General features: G+C 40.5%; 16 protein-coding genes. 12 read left to right on the top strand and 4 right to left on the bottom strand.

Annotated features, from left to right (window positions below; all coding sequences use genetic code 11):
• Nucleotides 1–13 precede the first annotated feature (13 nt).
• Nucleotides 14–709, top strand: a complete 696-nt coding sequence (locus CAL6303_RS10075; RefSeq protein WP_015197747.1) for a potassium channel family protein — start codon at nt 14–16, stop codon at nt 707–709.
• 149 nt (nt 710–858) lie between these two features.
• Here CAL6303_RS10075 and CAL6303_RS10070 read toward each other — a convergent pair whose 3' ends face one another.
• From CAL6303_RS10070 to queA, 3 genes are all read right to left on the bottom strand, one after another.
• A complete protein-coding gene (locus CAL6303_RS10070; protein ID WP_144051025.1) occupies nt 859–1,932 on the bottom strand; it encodes a tetratricopeptide repeat protein in 1,074 nt (357 codons plus the stop codon).
• Nucleotides 1,933–2,031: 99 nt separating this feature from the next.
• Entirely contained in the window at nt 2,032–3,174 is a 1,143-nt protein-coding gene (locus CAL6303_RS10065; protein WP_015197745.1) for a DUF3466 family protein, read from the bottom strand.
• Nucleotides 3,175–3,249: 75 nt separating this feature from the next.
• Nucleotides 3,250–4,374 (bottom strand): tRNA preQ1(34) S-adenosylmethionine ribosyltransferase-isomerase QueA, encoded by a 1,125-nt coding sequence (queA, locus tag CAL6303_RS10060; RefSeq protein WP_015197744.1) that lies wholly within the window; start codon nt 4,372–4,374, stop codon nt 3,250–3,252.
• A gap of 236 nt (nt 4,375–4,610) precedes the next feature.
• On the opposite strand from queA, the gene CAL6303_RS10055 reads away from it, so the two are divergent.
• Nucleotides 4,611–5,000, top strand: coding sequence for a hypothetical protein (locus tag CAL6303_RS10055; protein ID WP_015197743.1), 390 nt, complete (start codon nt 4,611–4,613; stop codon nt 4,998–5,000).
• Nucleotides 5,001–5,050: 50 nt separating this feature from the next.
• On the opposite strand, the gene CAL6303_RS10050 is transcribed toward CAL6303_RS10055, so the two are convergent.
• Complete coding sequence (locus tag CAL6303_RS10050; protein WP_015197742.1) at nt 5,051–5,521, bottom strand: YraN family protein; 471 nt, start codon at nt 5,519–5,521, stop codon at nt 5,051–5,053.
• A gap of 16 nt (nt 5,522–5,537) precedes the next feature.
• Between CAL6303_RS10050 and CAL6303_RS10045 the strand changes: the two genes are divergently transcribed.
• The 10 genes from CAL6303_RS10045 to CAL6303_RS10000 all read left to right on the top strand — a co-directional run bounded on the left by CAL6303_RS10045 (nt 5,538) and on the right by CAL6303_RS10000 (nt 17,381).
• Nucleotides 5,538–6,047: a pentapeptide repeat-containing protein gene (locus CAL6303_RS10045; protein WP_015197741.1), complete on the top strand. Its 510-nt coding sequence runs from the start codon at nt 5,538–5,540 to the stop codon at nt 6,045–6,047.
• Nucleotides 6,048–6,528: 481 nt separating this feature from the next.
• Nucleotides 6,529–6,921 carry a hypothetical protein gene (locus CAL6303_RS10040; RefSeq protein ID WP_015197740.1) on the top strand — a complete coding sequence of 131 codons (393 nt, stop codon included), beginning with the start codon at nt 6,529–6,531 and terminating at the stop codon, nt 6,919–6,921.
• A gap of 38 nt (nt 6,922–6,959) precedes the next feature.
• Nucleotides 6,960–7,517 carry a DUF2267 domain-containing protein gene (locus tag CAL6303_RS10035; RefSeq protein ID WP_015197739.1) on the top strand — a complete coding sequence of 186 codons (558 nt, stop codon included), beginning with the start codon at nt 6,960–6,962 and terminating at the stop codon, nt 7,515–7,517.
• 346 nt (nt 7,518–7,863) lie between these two features.
• Nucleotides 7,864–8,337: a TspO/MBR family protein gene (locus CAL6303_RS10030; protein WP_015197738.1), complete on the top strand. Its 474-nt coding sequence runs from the start codon at nt 7,864–7,866 to the stop codon at nt 8,335–8,337.
• Between the two features lie 111 nt (nt 8,338–8,448).
• Entirely contained in the window at nt 8,449–10,152 is a 1,704-nt protein-coding gene (locus CAL6303_RS10025; RefSeq protein WP_015197737.1) for a potassium channel family protein, read from the top strand.
• Between the two features lie 626 nt (nt 10,153–10,778).
• Entirely contained in the window at nt 10,779–12,158 is a 1,380-nt protein-coding gene (locus tag CAL6303_RS10020; RefSeq protein ID WP_015197735.1) for a CmpA/NrtA family ABC transporter substrate-binding protein, read from the top strand.
• Nucleotides 12,159–12,240: 82 nt separating this feature from the next.
• Nucleotides 12,241–13,086 (top strand): nitrate ABC transporter permease, encoded by an 846-nt coding sequence (gene ntrB / locus CAL6303_RS10015; RefSeq protein ID WP_015197734.1) that lies wholly within the window; start codon nt 12,241–12,243, stop codon nt 13,084–13,086.
• Nucleotides 13,087–13,167: 81 nt separating this feature from the next.
• On the top strand, nt 13,168–15,174 hold the full coding sequence (locus CAL6303_RS10010; RefSeq protein WP_015197733.1) for a nitrate ABC transporter ATP-binding protein: 2,007 nt from the start codon (nt 13,168–13,170) through the stop codon (nt 15,172–15,174).
• Nucleotides 15,175–15,341: 167 nt separating this feature from the next.
• Complete coding sequence (locus tag CAL6303_RS10005; protein WP_041740388.1) at nt 15,342–16,184, top strand: nitrate ABC transporter ATP-binding protein; 843 nt, start codon at nt 15,342–15,344, stop codon at nt 16,182–16,184.
• A 207-nt stretch (nt 16,185–16,391) separates the two neighbouring features.
• Nucleotides 16,392–17,381: an alpha/beta fold hydrolase gene (locus tag CAL6303_RS10000; protein ID WP_015197731.1), complete on the top strand. Its 990-nt coding sequence runs from the start codon at nt 16,392–16,394 to the stop codon at nt 17,379–17,381.
• Nucleotides 17,382–17,625: the final 244 nt, after the last annotated feature.

Genomic DNA, 17,625 nt, shown 5'->3' with positions numbered 1-17,625 from the left:
AAGGATAAACATCGTGAATTTGCCATCGCTGAGTTTTTTTCGTAGTTTACGTAAAGACAATCAACAATTCGCTGTCATTGGATTAGGACGTTTTGGACGTTCAGTTTGTTCAACATTACATAAATTCGGCTATCAGGTATTAGCAACTGATATCGACGAAAAAAGAGTTGCAGAAGCACTAAATGAACGCATAGTTTCCCATGCATTACAAATAGATTCCACCGAACCCGCTGCACTCAAAGAAGCTGGAATTTTTGAATTTGATACGGTAATTGTGGCAATTGGAAATTACGTCCAAGAAAGTGTAATTACCACACTAAATGTTAAAGAAGGTGGTGTTCCCCACGTTATTGCCAAGGCATCTAGTGAGGTTCATTGTAAACTGTTAAAACGGGTTGGTGCTGATCATGTAGTGTTCCCAGAATACGAAGCTGGTTCAGCTTTAGCCAAAACATTAACCAAACCATCAATTTTGGAACGCTTTGATCTTGACCCAGATAATAGTATTGTAGAAATGATTGTTCCTGATGAATTTGATGGTAAAACCATCGCTGATTTACAGTTACGTAATCGCTTTGGTTTAAATTTATTGGCAGTTAGTCAAGATGGTAAGTTTCAAATTAATCCAGAACCCACTAAGCGATTGGAAAAAGGTTCGGCAATGGTGGTAATTGGTTGTAATAAAGATATTAATCGCTTGCCTATTTAAATTCTTTGTAGGTTTAAATGTTGTCATTAAACCCAATCATCCAAAGTATGTGAGGAAAGACGTTCCGGTGGAACGTCTCCATGACTATTTTGAATATAATGTATCTTGGGTAATTAATTTACCTAAAATCTGTTGTATGCTACGACAATTTAAGATTTACCAGGTATTGGTTGCCCAAATTCAATCATATTATTGGGAGTAATTTCGGTGGGGTTATTACTTTGAATTGGGGATTGAGATGTTTCTGGTGCAGTTGGAATTTCTGATGTGGGTAATGTTTCTCCAGGATTTTTGTTTCCTTGGGCAATTTGTTGCAGCAGTTGTTCCAACTTCTCAGCTTGTTGATAGTTTCCTTGTTCTCGATACTGTTTTTGAGCGCGTTGAAAAGCTATATTTGCTTTTTTAAATTCACTTTGATTGTACCAAACTGTGCCCAAAGAATAGTAAGCTTCGGGATTTTTGGGAATTCTTCGTACACTTTCCTGGTAAGTTGCGATCGCATCGGCGGTTTGTCCCTGCATAATCATTAAATTACCCAAACTATTATATGCTGCTGCACTGTTGGGGTTGATTTGCACAACTTGACGGTAAGCATTCATTGCCGCCTGGTTTTGCCCCTGCTGCTGTAATGCGATCGCTAAATTAAAATAAGCATTGGCATTACTACCATCTAAACTAATGGCTTGCTGGTAAGATGCGATCGCATCTGCAAATTGTCCCTGTTCATACAAAGCCAATCCCATGTTATAATGCGCCCCTGCCATAGTGGGATTAATCACCAAAGCTTGACGATACGCTGTAATTGCCGCTTCCTGCTGTCCCTGCTTTTGCAAACCCAAACCCAAATTAAAAAATCCCTCAGCAAAACTCGGATCAATTCTGACAGCTTCCCCATACTCCTGTACCGCAGCATCCAAACGATTCTGCTGCAACATAATATTACCAAGATAAGTCCGCGCTGCTGCCAAGTTTGGATCTATTTGCAAAGCTTGACGCAGCAGCATTTCAGCCCCTTGGAAATCTGTTCGACTGTAACGAATTACACCCTGTTGATATAATCCCGCTGCTTCCAAATCCTGAGTCATCACACTTTGCGCTAAAACCCGACTTCCTGGAACTTGCACCACCGAAGGAATTAATAATCCCAACATCACTGAACAAGCTAAAAATACCCTTTGTGAGTAACTGCGAAAACACTTATTAAACTGATACTTTAGAGACATAAATGTTATACCTACACTTATAGCGGGATGCATATAAGTTAGGATTCCCCAGACTCAACTAGAAATTAATCATGTGATGAATTATTCCTGGTATGGTTGCTAAAGGCATCGCTTAATAACCAAGATAGCCGCAAATAAGATGAATGCGGATGTCATAGCTGGTTCAGGTACAGATTTTGGTGTCAATAAAAAAGCACGAGTTTTACCATCAATTCTTCCAGTCCCGACAATTAAACCTTGATCGTTAATTGCGGTGACAGTATCCAAATTCCAACCGCTATTACTGGGTATGAGGTTGTTCAAATCAGCGATCGCATTATTCTCCCACAGCACAGGACGATTACCCAAAGCAGATGTGGAAGTCCCGATTACTTGACCTTTTTCGTTAATATCATAAGCAATGCTGAGGGTTTCACCATTTCCACCGCTTCCCAATACACCTAATGTTTGTAAATTCCCATTTTTTTCTCGGATAAAAGCTATTCCCTGGTTGTTAATCAATGTGACACCAACTACTTGACTGGAATTATTGATATCATAAGCAGTCCCAGAAAGACCTAAATCTTGTAAACCCTGGGTTCTATCCCACAAAAACACTTTACCATCAGAACTTCCCACTACCTCGCTTAAATCATTAATACCGTAGGGAATGGTGAAAGCATAATTATACTCATTCAGACCAAAAATACCTAAATCCATCACTGGATTTTGCGGGTTAGCACTATCATACAAAAAACCTCTAGTTCCACCAATGATGTCAGAACTTCCAACTACTTCACCTTTATTATTAATATCGTAGGCACGTTCATAAAGCAGAGTTGGTTGAGTTGGCAGAGCTTCCACCCTTTGTATACCATTTTTAGCATCCCATAAAAAACTATAAATAGTTTGCCTACCAGTAACAGACAAACCAATAACTTGACTTTTGTCGTTGATACCTGTAGCTACAGATTCACCAAAGGGAGATTCAATAGATTGCGAATCTGCTATGATTTTTAAGCCGTTCTGACGATCCCAAATAAAAGGACGTTGAAATCTGGTAGTGGAAGAGCTTCCCACTACCTGACCATTATTATTGATCCCATAGGCTTGGCTATTATCTCTCCCATCAGCATCAGTTCCCAAAACACCTAAATTTGTGATGGAATATAGAGATGCTGCATTAGATGGGACTGATGTCAATACAGCAAACGTAATAGTTGATGCGATAATTGTTAAGGTAGTTTTGAAAGCGTATAGCACTGACTTAAGTTTTGGTATTGCTAGTATTAATTGAACGTCTTTATTATCTGACCTAAATAATACATCCTTACTGCCTCAACTTCCCCCCTCTGGCAAAATCAACATCGCATCACCAAAAGAATAGAAACGGTATTGAAGTGCGATCGCTTCTTGATATATCTTCAATAAATTCGTTCTCCCAATTAACGCACTTACCAACATCAACAAACTAGAACGGGGTAAATGGAAGTTGGTAATTAACCCATCCACAACCCGCCATTGATATCCTGGGTAAATAAACATATTTGTCTTCCCACAAAACGGTTGCAACTCCCCGCTCACCGCTGCACCCTCCAAAGATCTCACCGCAGTTGTTCCCACGGCAATAATTCTTCCACCCGCAGCTTGAGTTAGTTTAATTTGTTCCACCGTTGCTGCTGGTACATCAATCCATTCTCCATGCATCTGATGGGTAGTTATATCTTCCACCTCCACCGGACGAAATGTCCCAATACCTACATGTAAGGTTACGTAGGCATAATTTATCTGTTTTTCCGCTAATCTTGCTAACAATTCGTGTGTAAAGTGTAACCCGGCTGTCGGCGCTGCCACTGCCCCTAGATTCTCTGCGTAAACAGTTTGATACTGCTCATCTGAAGCTTGACTATCGTGAATATAGGGAGGTAAGGGAACTTCCCCTAACATCCCCAAAACCTGGATTAATGGCTTGCCATCAGGAATTTCAAACTCTAACAAACGTCCCCCCGTTGCCCCATCACCACTCATGACAGTAGCAATAATTTCAGTTGCCTGATTTTCCCCATCTGGTAAGTCGAAAATAATCTGCGAGCCAATTTTAAAGCGTCTTCCAGGCTTCACCAAAGCCAACCAACAGTTATATTTTTTTTCTTCCAGCAACAAAACTTCAACTTTTGCTCCTGTGGATTTACGTCCGTATAAACGCGCAGGAATAACCTTGGTGTTATTCATAATTAATAAGTCACCAGGTTGTAAAATATCCGGTAAATCACGGAAAAAGTAATGCTGTGAATAAATACCTTCACCCCCCTGTGGGGTATTTACAACCAATAGGCGTGAACTATCTCTAGGAACCGCTGGATTCTGGGCGATTAGGGCTTCAGGTAAGTCATAATCATAGCCAGATAAACAAAAATCTAATTCTTGATTTTTCTCCCCAGTCATTGCTAGTCCTTGCTCCATAGATAACTCAACGATTTTACAGATTTATTTAGATTTCTACTCTTTATAAAACTTTAAAGTATTTTTACTTAAATTATCATTGAAGCCATCGGGTCTACAATTAAAAATACGTAAGCAAGAATATGAAAATTGGGTAAACCTCCCTAATAAAAAACGGGGGCTTTTACCCTACCGGATGACAGAACAATATACCAATAATAGAAATGTAGGATTGGTATATTGACCCAAGCACCAAGATGGAATACTTGTATTATCTGGCAAATGCTAGCCTAACTCTGAGGGTAGTTCAACACTTACACTCTAGACCCAAAATGCCGGTTTCCTTTGTTTCCGTGATTCATCAAATTGATGGCTGGGTTGTTAGGATTAAACTTGATCAAAACTTTTCAGCAGAAGAAGATGGTGACTTTCGGGCATTTCTCAATGAATTGGGAATCAGCTATGAACCACCAATGCGCTTACAAATGGCATTGTGGAGTCTAGAAGCAGGACAAAGCACCGTTGAGGTGATGCGTCGCTATCAAGTCGCAATTGTTTCCCATGGAAATCCAGAACGCGAAGAAATTGAAGCATTTCGCCAACAATTTGTCCGAGGTTTAGGATATTGTCCGGAAACACTTGCATAAAAGTAAATTTTGTCAAGGGTAAATCTTGATAAAATTAGCTGTGATTAAGCTTATAAACAGTCAAAAGCAGCAGGAATATATTCTTGTAATGTTAGATGATAGCCAAGTATTGATATTGCAGCTAAATTAGCACCCACAGAATCCACAGTCCTATTTTTAGTAATTCGCTCAGAATAGACAATAGCAACATCAAAACGACAAGTATAATCAGCCTTTTGGGGATATTTAGCTAAAAACTCTTGAGCCGTTCGGCAAATCCGTTGTTGCTTCGGTAATGCGATCGCATCTCGTCCCCCACTATCCCAATTTCCGGCACTACGTGTCTTAACTTCCACAAAAGCGAGAGTTGATTCTCCTTCCCCATCACTTCGCAAAAACTCAGCAATCACATCAATTTCCCCACCACGAGAGCGCCAACGGCGATGTAACAGCATCCAACCACAAGATTCTAACCATTGTGCCACTAGATCTTCACCTAAAGCACCGAGATCGGGATAATAGGAGGGAGGTTGGTTTGCCATTACGTAGAAAAATATGATGATTTTAAAGTTAAGTAATAATTTTTGGAGAATTGTACTTAGTGCATTACTTGGCACAGTAATCTGGATGATATCAACTTGGGGATTGACACCCATTGCCTTTGCCCTTGAATATAACAAAGAAATTCTTATTCAATCCGACTTTTCTGGACGGGACTTGAGTGACTCCAGCTTTACCAAAGCAAACCTGAAGCAAAGTAACTTCAGTAATACTAATTTACGCGGTGTTAGCTTCTTTGCCGCCAATTTAGAATCAGTAGATTTGACAGGCGCAGATTTAAGCAACTCCACCCTAGATTCTGCACGTTTAGTGAAAGCAAATTTAACCAACGCGATTTTAGAAGGAGCGTTTGCAATTAGCGCAAAGTTTGAAGGTGCAATCATTGATGGAGCAGATTTTACTGATATTTTGCTCCGCGACGACGAACAAGCTAGACTTTGCAAAATCGCCACAGGTACTAACCCCACCACTAAACGCAATACCCGCGACACTCTAATGTGTCCGTAAATATTGACTACACAATTGACTACGCAATTAATCGTACAGTTTAGAGACGCTCCAATGGAGCGTCTCTACAAGTTTTTAACATACCTCAAATTCGTCACACATACTGAAGTCCAGAATGGGAATCCCACTCTGGGAATGCTTCTTACTATGCTATTTGGATTAAATTTTCTACTTTCGCAGGTATAGTATATTATTCACTTTTTATAACCAATATATACCTTTTGTTAGAAGGATAATTACTTGTTTAAAGTTACACTTTACTTATGATTAAAACAGTTAGATGGTTAAAAGATAGCGAAATAGCAACCGATTTAATCAGTGAAATAAGCAACTATATTCATTAAATTAATTGTACATAGAAGCCAGAGCTTTTAGAACAGCAACAAATGAATTTGGAATTAGCCGATTAACTATCGATTGATTATATTTCACGAATTTCAGAGACTGAGAAGTGTCAACAATCAAACAACAGAGTACTTGCATGAAGAATTTGATTTTTAGAACAACTACTTACATTAGTTCCTTGCTGAAGGTGCTTCCAGTAAAACGCTTCTTAGCTATCGTCCTAGTTGGACTTTCGTTATTAACAACCAACACCGCTCTGGCAGACAATAACATAGGCTTAAAAGAGAGAGTTCGGGAACAAGTAGAGCAAAACGATGCTCAAAGACCGAAAACAGTAGGAGAGTGGAATAAAGATGCTCGTGAAACAGAAGGATCTCCTGGTAAGCGCATTCAGAAAATTGGACAGCAGTCAGCAGAAGCTTTGAAAGAATTTGGATCTGGTTATGTAGAAGGTGCGAAGGAAACTGCTAGCGATATTGGTAATGGTGCTGCACAAGCGGGTAAAGATGTCTCTAAACAAGTTCGCTAGATACTTTATTTAAATACTAATATAACCAGGGTAAACTAATGCCAGACGAAACCTTTAGAACTAACATTCCAGAGATTGATCCAACCGAAATTGAAGACTCCAGAATAGTCATCAACGATGAACACAAATCATTCCTACAAAAGGTTATGGTTGAAGGTAAATTCGCAGACCCCTATGATGCAAGGGACTTCACCGAAATTGTCTTTCGCGTCATGCGAGACTTGATGACAACAGAAGCAGCTGACAGGGTTGCAGACGAACTGCATGAAGAGATGATGCAGACAGACGAGAAAGCTCTGCAAATGGAAGTCACAGAACTATGGAAAGATACAAATCCGATAGTGGGCTTTTTAAGCCGGGTACGTCCGCCTTGGCAAGGTCCTGGAATCTTTAAGATTGATTCTGATCGTTTCTTCTTTCGGGTTGCCAACGAAGGTGGATTTGAAAGGGGATCTGAAGATAAGGACACTGCAAGGAAGCAAGCAGTTAAAGCCGTATTTTCTGCAACCAAAGATGAACTATCCGAAGAGCGGATTCAGGAAATCGCAACTTGGCTGCCTGAGAACGGAGTTAAAGAGCTTTGGCAAGAAGCCTAAATAAGACCTTTGACAACAAATCATGCACATCTAGGCGTATCTTGAATGCAAGATACGCTTTTTCTAACACAGTCAGTTGATGATTAGGCTTACGGTGTTGCTAATTTGATGTATGAAAACGATTTTGCCTAATCAAATAAATCTTTGGAAGGTTATCTCTACATTTTAATTCAAATTCCTAGGGTGATTCAAAAACACCAGGCTTTCTATAACTAATGGAAGATGAGCGTGGAAACCAAAATTAAGATAATGGCACTAGAACAAAGTGATAGGCTTTACTTGGATTGTGTGACTTCTGAAACCCAGAAGCTGCACAATCCGATTATTTATTTGAGGAATTAAAATCATGATTAAATCATGGATGGTAATTGGGGGTGTAGCTTTGCTGGTGGCGATGGGTGGAGGTTTAATTTCACCCAATGGCGCTAAGTGGTTTAAACGTCTTCAACGCCCTAAATGGTTAATATTTGAGAAACTAATTCCTCTAATTTGGACTATTGTGTTTATTTGTGGTGCTTGGTCAGCTTATATTGTTTGGGAAAGCGCTCCTGGAACTCCCACGACTTGGTTACGGATGGGATTATATTTATTATTAGAAATAGTCACGATTGCCTACACACCTGTGATGTTTAAACTACGTAGTTTGAAAGTGGGAACAATCATAGGAGGAACGGGATTTGTGGTTTGTGTGATTACTGCGATCGCTATTTTCGGAATATCCACTTCCGCCGTACTTTTACTCCTGCCATACCTCTTATGGAGTCCTATCGGTACATACACAACCTGGGAAATGTCACGCCTCAACCCCTGGGATGCTTAATTTCTATCAATCGTGTTAGCAGCTACAGTCAAGGGGAAATAGTTAAGCAAAAATGTTAATTAAATAAATATTTAATCACACAGCTTCTATTCCAGCTTATGCTACCGATACATGAAACCTCGTATAATTGTTTGTGGCTTAGGAAGAACTGGGTATAAAGTATTTCGTCTGCTGCGACAACAGGGGGCTTTCGTCATTGGGATAAATCACCGTGAGATTCCTGGAGAAACCGCAGGCGACATTATTGTCGGTAATTTACATGCAGCAGACACATTAAAGGCAGCGGGAATTGAACGCGCGCACACTTTAGCGATCGCTAGTCCTGATGATGCGGTAAATTTGTCGGTGATGATGCAAGCACGAACTTTAAACCCCGATATTCGGATTATTAATCGTTTCTTCAACACCAGTTTGGGTGAACGTTTGGATCAAAACGTCCCTAATCACATGAGTATGAGTGTAGCAGGTTTAGCGGCACCTGTATTCGCCTTTGCGGCACTGGGAAACAAAGCGATTGGACAAATTAAACTATTTGGCGAAACATGGCCCATTCATGAGGAACATATCGATGGTAATCACCCCTGGGAAGGCAGAAGAATAGATGAACTTTGGGAAAATCCAACTAGGATGTTTATCTACTATTTACCGAAAGAAGGTGATGTCGATTTAATTTCAGCTGTGGTACTGGGAAAAAGATTACGCAAAGGCGACAGATTAATTATTGCCACCAAACCAGCCGCTCGTTCTAAACGCAAATCAATAATTCTCAAATGCCTTAAGTTTCTCAGAAATCTCCGACGGTTTCAAGAACATGGTCGGGCAGTATTGGTGATGTCCATCACCTTGATGGCAATCATCATATTTGCAACCATTATTTATTGCTCCACCAACAATAGTATATCTATTGTTGATGCTTTATATTTTGCTGTCGGCATGATTACCGGGGCTGGAGGCAATGATAAAGTAGTGGAAAATGCCCCCAACAGTATTAAATTATTCACCATTATCATGATGCTGGTTGGTGCTAGCGTTATTGGTTTGTTATATGCCCTACTTAACGACTTCGTACTTGGTACCCGTTTTAAACAATTTTGGGATGCTGCCCGTGTCCCCCATCGCCAACATTATATAGTTTGCGGTTTAAGTGGTACTGGCATCAAAATTGTGCAGCATCTTCACGGGGCTGGACATGAAGTAGTAGTAATCGAACAAGATGCAAATAATCGCTTTGTTAATATTGCCCGTGGTTTAAGTATTCCCGTCATTAACGGTGATGCCAGCTTTCCCAACATGTTAGAGGCTGCCAATGTCAAATCTGCATCGGCTTTGTTAGCCGTGAGTGGCGATGATGCCACAAATTTAGAAATTGCCCTCAATGCCAAGAGTATATCCCCTAAAGTCCCCATCATCGTCCGTTATGCCGATCCCGATTTTGCTCGGATGGCTCAACAAGTGTTTGATTTTGATGCTGTTTTGAGTCCCGCAAAATTAGCCGCACCTGCCTTTGCGGCTGCCACATTAGGTGGACGTATTTTAGGAAATGGCATTACTGATGATACCTTATGGGTAGCATTAGCAACTTTAATTGCAGCCTCTCATCCTTTTGCTTGTTTAACAGTCAAAGATGCAGCAATGTTAGCTGATTTTGTCCCGTTATATTTAGAAACTGCTAACAGAACCTTACATGGGTGGGATTTACTGAATCACAATCTCTGTGCTGGAGATATTCTATATTTAACAATGCCAGCAACCCGACTTAGTAAGCTTTGGCGACATTCTCCACCTTCGCAACTGGGAACAGGAAATAGGGAATAGGAGCATTTTATTTGATAATCTTTCTAGGTTCTTCTGCAATTATGTAAACTAATCAAAGATATCTTAAACACTAATATCTCCGACTTCTTAAAGAAGTTGGGGATCTTAACTTCACAAACTTATCTCTTGGACGGGCTAACAGTTTTATCTAATGGTTTGGATAAGTTAATATTTATATATTTTGCGAAAATCATGTTTATATAATTCAACTATTTGAGTAAATGAATGATAACAATTAACTCATATCTATGCATTGCTAATACTCTTTGACTAAATTGATCTTAATAAGTTTTTGCTTATATGATTAATCCAATATTTATTTGATAATTACTAGTTTGAGTTCACCAATTTAAATAGAAAACATGTAAACTATATTTCAACGAACTCAGTAATCCCCAAACAACATCCCAGAACCCAACTAATTTAAGTAATAGATTTTTATCAATACTAGTCATATGTAGCCTTTTAAACTCTTAATAGGCTGTAATTGACTTATTTGATTTGAGTATAAATCCAAATTATGCAGTGATTGCCCCAAGAGAAATCATATTCTACTTGTGTTCACTCTCATGCCTAATATTTTCATGGCTAATAAAAAATCTAAATTCAAACTTTAGGAGATAGTAATGTCAGATTTTTTAAATCAAATTAATCGCCGTAAATTCATCTTAACAGCAGGAGCTTCTGCGGGAGCTATATTCCTGAAAGGCTGTTTAGGTAATCCTCCTGATAGTACTGGTGGTAATTCACAAGCTATCCCAACTGCTCAACAGGTTGCTAATTTGACTCCTGAACAAAAACCGGAAACTGAGACAGTAAAGCTAGGATATATCCCCATTGTGGAATCGGCTCCCCTAATTATTGCCAAAGAAAAAGGTCTATTTGCTAAGTACGGCATGACAAAAGTAGAACTTGCGAAACAGGCTTCTTGGGGTGCAGCGCGGGATAACGTAGAAATTGGTTCTGCTGGTGGTGGGATTGATGGTGGTCAATGGCAAATGCCAATGCCACATTTAATTACAGCAGGTTTAATTACCAAGGGGAATAAGGAAATTCCCATGTATGTCCTAGCACAGTTAGTCACCCATGGAAATGGAATTGCGATCGCTGACAAGCACAAAGGTAAGGGTCTTGGTTTAAAACTGGATGGTGCTAAGTCTCTATTTAAAGAACTAAAATCCTCAACCCCATTCACTGCTGCATTTACATTTCCCCACGTTAACCAAGATTTATGGATTCGCTATTGGTTAGCAGCAAGTGGTTTAGATCCTGATGCAGATGTCAAATTGCTGACAGTTCCGGCAGCGCAAACTGTAGCCAACATGAAAACAGGAACTATGGATGCCTTTAGTACTGGCGACCCCTGGCCCTTCCGCATCGTTAATGACAAAATTGGTTTCATGGCATTATTGACCGCAGAGATGTGGAAGAATCATCCTGAAGAATACTTGGCGATGAGAGGTGATTGGGTTGACAAGCATCCGAAGGCGACAAAAGCGATTTTAAAAGCCGTGATGGAAGCACAGCAATGGTTAGATAACTTTGAAAATCGCAAAGAAGCAGCAACAATTCTCGCTGGAAGAAAGTATTTCGACCTATCTTCACCTGAGATTCTTTTAGATCCATATCAAGGTAAATACGATATGGGTGATGGTCGCAAAATTGACGATAAGTTAATGGCACCATATTACTGGAAAGATGAAAAAGGCAGTGTTTCCTATCCCTACAAGAGTCATGATTTATGGTTCATCACTGAAAATGTACGTTGGGGATTTTTACCTAAAGATTACCTAGCAAATAATGCCGCCAAAGCGAAGGAACTAATTAATAAAGTTAACCGCGAAGATATTTGGAAGGAAGCTGCAAAAGACTTGGGAATTGCAGCGGCTGACATCCCCACAAGTACCTCCCGTGGTGTCGAAGAATTTTTTGATGGCGTGAAATTCGACCCGGAAAAACCAGAAGAATATCTCAAGAGTCTCAAAATCAAAAAAGCTGGTGTTTAGTAACGGCTATAAGCTAACACGAACTGTCTTGTTCCTTGCCAGAGAAAATAACAACTAACAACATTTGAGGAGAACCCAATTAATGACAACTGTACAAAGACGCTCTACTAACCCCAAGCTAAATGCTGGTAATAACTTTATATCCAGTCTGCAAAAGCAATTTCCTGATTTTATCCCACCTGCGATCGCGCTTTTGATCTTTCTCGCTATATGGCAACTATTTGCCTTGACTCCCGGTGCGACATTACCAGGTCCAATACAAGTAATACAAGATACCTGGATATTGATTTTGTACCCTTTTTATGATAAGGGCGGTACTGATAAAGGGCTTTTTTGGCAGATTTTAGGCAGTTTGCAACGAGTTGCAATCGGTTATACCCTAGCGGCAATTGTTGGTATTGCTTTAGGTGTTTTGATTGGTGTTAATCGAACAATGTCTAAAGCCTTAGACCCCCTTTTCCAACTGTTCCGAACTGTACCACCCTTGGCTTGGGTACCGATTTCTTTAGCAGCGCTACAAAAAAATGAACCAGCAGCCCTATTCGTAATTTTCATCACTGCAATTTGGCCGATCTTAATTAATACTGCTGTGGGTGTAACTCAAATTCCCCAAGATTACAACAACGTTGCCAAAGTTCTACAACTTAGCCGCAAAGACTATTTCATCAATATTTTGATTCCTGCTGCATTGCCCTACATTTTTACTGGCTTAAGAATTGCCATTGGTTTAGCTTGGTTAGCAATCATCGCCGCAGAAATCGTCATGTCAGGTATTGTCGGAATTGGTATTTTCATCTGGAATGCATATCAGACTAACAAAGTCAGTGAAGTAATTTTGGCTCTTATTTATATCGGTGTTGTCGGTTTGATCCTAGATAAGTTGATGGCTGCCTTGCAAAACTGGATTTTACCAGCAGAACAAAAGTAGTAATTAGGTATTTGCGACTGCCTGCCCCCCTCCCCTGCCTCCCTACCTCCCCTGCCTCCCTACCTCACTCCCCAAAATACTATGTCTATATTCGTTGGTGTCGATCAAATTGATAAAGTTTTTGAACTAACTGGCGGTGGTCAATATATCGCCCTCAAAGGAATTGACCTCCAAATTAAAAAAGGAGAATTCGTTTCTTTAATTGGTCACTCTGGTTGCGGAAAATCCACCCTATTAAACATGATTGCTGGCTTGGATTTACCAACTGAAGGACTTGTCACCCTAGAAGGACAAAGAATTACCCAACCAGGACCAGATCGGATGGTGGTATTTCAAAATTATTCCTTGTTACCTTGGCGAACAGTAAGAGAAAATATTGCCCTAGCGGTGGACTCAGTAATGAGAGGTTTACCCAGTGAAGAACGCAAAGCAATTATCGATAAACATATCGATATGGTGGGTTTGCGTCCCCATGCTGACAAACAACCCGGAATGTTATCTGGTGGGCAGAAACAACGAGTAGCGATCGCACGCGCCCTAGCCATCCGTCCCAAGCTACTATTATTGGATGAACCCTTTGGTGCATTGGATGCCCTGACAAGGGGGAATCTGCAAGAACAGTTAATGCAAATCTGCGAAGAAAATGAAGTCACTGCGGTAATGGTGACACACGATGTGGATGAAGCAGTATTGTTGTCTGACAGAATCGTCATGCTGACTAATGGTCCCGAATCAAAAATCGGCGACATTTTAGAAGTAGATATTCCCAGACCCCGTAAACGTATGGAAGTAGTAGAACATCCCAGCTACTATATCTTGCGAAGTGAAATGATTTACTTCCTCAATCAGCAAAAACGCATCAAGAAAATTCGGGCAAGTAAAACTGGGGCTATTGTCCGTCATGGATTAGAAAAAGTTAACTTAGACATTGGCTTTTTACCCCTGACTGCTTGTGCGCCTTTGGCAATAGCCAAAGAAAAAGGCTTCTTTGTCAAACATGGCTTAGATGAAGTTAACCTGGTGCGGGAAAGCAGCTGGCGAGGTATTGAAGATGGCATAAGTGGCGGTTATTTAGACGCAGCACAAATGCCTTCCGGGATGCCCATGTGGCTAACTTTGGGAGGACACAAAAACCAAACTGTTCCTGTTGTTAGTTCCCTAACTATGACCCGCAACGGTAACGCGATTACCTTGGCAAAACGCTTTTATGATGAAGGCGTACAAACCCTATCTGACTTCAAAAAATACTTACTACGTACCCGTGAGTTACGTCACACAATGGGAGTAGTACATCCTGCATCCATGCACAATTTACTGTTGCGTTATTGGCTAGCATCTGGTGGGGTTGACCCCGATTTTGACGTGGATATGAAGAATATTCCCCCGGCGCAGATGGTAGCAGATTTACAAAACAAAAGTATTGATGGTTACTGCGTAGGTGAACCCTGGAACTACCGTGCTGCTGCTGAAGGTGTCGGCTTTACCGTTGCTAGTGATTTAGAAGTGTGGTTGGGACATCCAGGTAAAGTACTTGGTGTGCGTGAAGATTGGGCAGAGGCTTACCCCAATACCCATATTGCCTTGACTAAGGCTTTATTAGAAGCTTGTCACTACTGTGCAAATCCCGAACATACTCAAGAAGTCAGACAAATTCTGGCACAGCGAGAGTATGTGAGTACTGATATCGAGTATATTCAACTGGAAGATCCAGATGGTGATAATGCCTGTAGCTTAGATCATCCTTTGCGGGATTACGCTCATCTTCAATTTTATTCCGATTCTGCTATCAATCGCCCCAGCCGAACTGAACAAATTTGGATCATGAGTCAATTGGCACGTTGGGGTGAAACTCCTATGCCGAGAAACTGGGTGGAAGTTGTGGAAAGGGTATGTCGAGTGCGTGTATTTAGCACCGCAGCTAGAGAATTAGGTTTGGATATTAGTTATACTCGGCAACCCATTCAGCTATTTGATGGTACTCCTTTTAATGCGGATGACCCAGTGGCTTATCTCAACAGCTTGCAGATTAAACGTGATTTTTCAATTGCTGAAGTTGTTCTTGATGCACCCAGAAGAACAGCAGCGTGAGTTGAAAGCCCCCTAAATCTACAATTATGGGGGACTTTGACTTCGTTGACCTCAGAACCTCTCATCATATAGCGTTAACGCACCACCTGAAGTCAAAGGTGCGTTACGAACTACTTTCAGAAGCCGCTTTGCGTCTACGTTATAACACACCCTACATACAACACACCATGCAAAACCGCACTTTAGGAAAACCATTCGTAGATACAGCTACAACTAACCGTCAGCCTTTTTTAGAAATTAAAGACGTTTCCAAGATTTATCCGACAAAAAAAGGTCCCTTCACCGTACTTGATGGCGTAAATCTCAATGTCGGCAGGGGTGAGTTTATTTGTGTAATTGGTCACTCTGGCTGTGGTAAATCTACACTCTTAAATATGGTGTCTGGTTTCAACTTTCCATCTTCCGGACAGGTTTTATTAGAAGGGCAACCGATTACCAAGCCGGGACCAGATAGAATGGTGGTTTTCCAAAGTTATGCTTTGCTACCTTGGAAAACAGCTTTTGAGAATATTTACTTAGCTGTAAATTCAGTTTACCCAAATAAAGCCGAAGCTGAAAAAAGAGCAATTGTGCGAGATCATTTGGCAATGGTGGGACTAGGTGATGCGATGGAAAAGAAACCCATGCAAATGTCGGGTGGGATGAGGCAACGGGTTTCTATTGCCCGTGCTTTGGCTATTCGTCCAAAAGTATTGATTTTAGATGAACCTTTTGGGGCGCTGGATGCCATTACTAAGGAAGAATTACAAGAGGAATTACTGAAAATTTGGGGTGATAATCGCTGCACAGTGTTGATGATTACCCATGACATTGATGAGGCATTATTTTTGGCAGATAAATTGGTGATGATGACTAATGGTCCCCATGCCAAAATTGGTGAAGTCATGGAAATACCCTTTTCTCGTCCACGCGATCGCGCTCGCATTATGGAAGACCCAGAATACTATAAACTACGTAACTATGCCTTAGATTTCTTGTTTAACCGTTTTGCCCACGATGATGTTGGCTAAGATGGCAAGAAAGGCTATGGGTGACTAAATTACAGCTATTTTCAGGTAAATAAACCACGCTGTAAGGAATGATCCTAAAATCCAAAGTGGGTATTTAGATCCCCGACTTCTTAAAGAAGTCGGGGATCTGGAGTGAAACTTTTGGAGCCGGAAATTGTTTGTGTTAATCTGCAATGAATTAACACAAACCCTATCAATGCTTGGAAAATGGCTAGTTATTTTCAACCACTACTGCTGGCACTAACAACAATTTACCATGCGATCGCTTGTTGCTTGGAAGACAGAAATCCACCTCCAGGAAAATTAATCGATATTGGTAATTACAAATTGCATTTATATGAAAAAAACTTACATCACAAGGTTGAAGGTAGTCCCACCATAATTTTAGAACATAGTTTGGGGGGAATTGAAGGGTATTTTCTCATTGATGAATTGGCAAAAATTGGGCGAGTTTGCATATATGATCGAGCTGGGTTTGGTTGGAGCGATATTAGTCCCCATGCCCGTACCACTGAGAATATAGTCATGGAACTGGATACACTTTTGCGTTTTTCGGGTATCGAACCACCTTATATTCTAGTTGGAGATTCATTTGGTAGTTATAACGTCCGGTTGTATGCACATCGTTTTCCCCAGAAAGTTGTGGGGATGGTACTGACTGATGGTTTGCATGAATCTGGGATGTTAAAAATGCCTTTTGGGTTGCAAGCTTTGAAATACTTCTTTGCTTCTGGGTTTGTAATGTCGCTATTTGGGGCAAGTCTAGGGATTATTCGTGTTTTCAAAATCCTGGGAATATTTGAATTACTCAAACCTGGATTACGTAAATTTCCTCAATATGTACGTCAGTATGCAATCCGTTCTTTCTGTCGCCCTAAACACTGGCTAACAATGGCACAGGAAATTTTGAATTTAGATGCAAGTAGTCAGCAAGTCATGTTAGCGAACAATTTTGGTAACTTAGCAATTGTGAGTATCAAGGCAAATAGCTTTTTTCAACCTTCGCTCTGGACTAATTTTATACCTTTGGCAAGTGCTAATCAACTACGGGAAACAATGCATCAAGAATTAATGCTGTTATCAACCAATTGTACACAGATTCAAGCTCATAACAGTGGTCATTTTATCTGGATTGACGAACCGGAGATGATAGTCACCGCTGTGGGGATGGTTTTAGAGAAAATTGAAAGAATGTAATCAACCTGTATAAAAACCCAACTGCCTGACGACAATCTGTACCTAACTACTATCGGAATGGAAGGCAAATGCGGCTTTCCACTGATACTCAATCACATGGATAATATCGAGAATAGTAGTCAGTAAATTGACTCTGTGTTGAGAAACATGAGTCTGTCTTTTTTTGGGATTATTGCTTTAAAGCCTTTGATAACAATACTCTTGTTTCTACTCTTTATCAGAATACAGTATCATGACACGAGCC

This window comes from Calothrix sp. PCC 6303 (assembly GCF_000317435.1).
Lineage (GTDB): Bacteria > Cyanobacteriota > Cyanobacteriia > Cyanobacteriales > Nostocaceae > PCC-6303.
The sequence above is the reverse complement of the archived record's forward strand: the minus strand, read 5'-3'. Positions and strand labels throughout refer to the sequence as shown.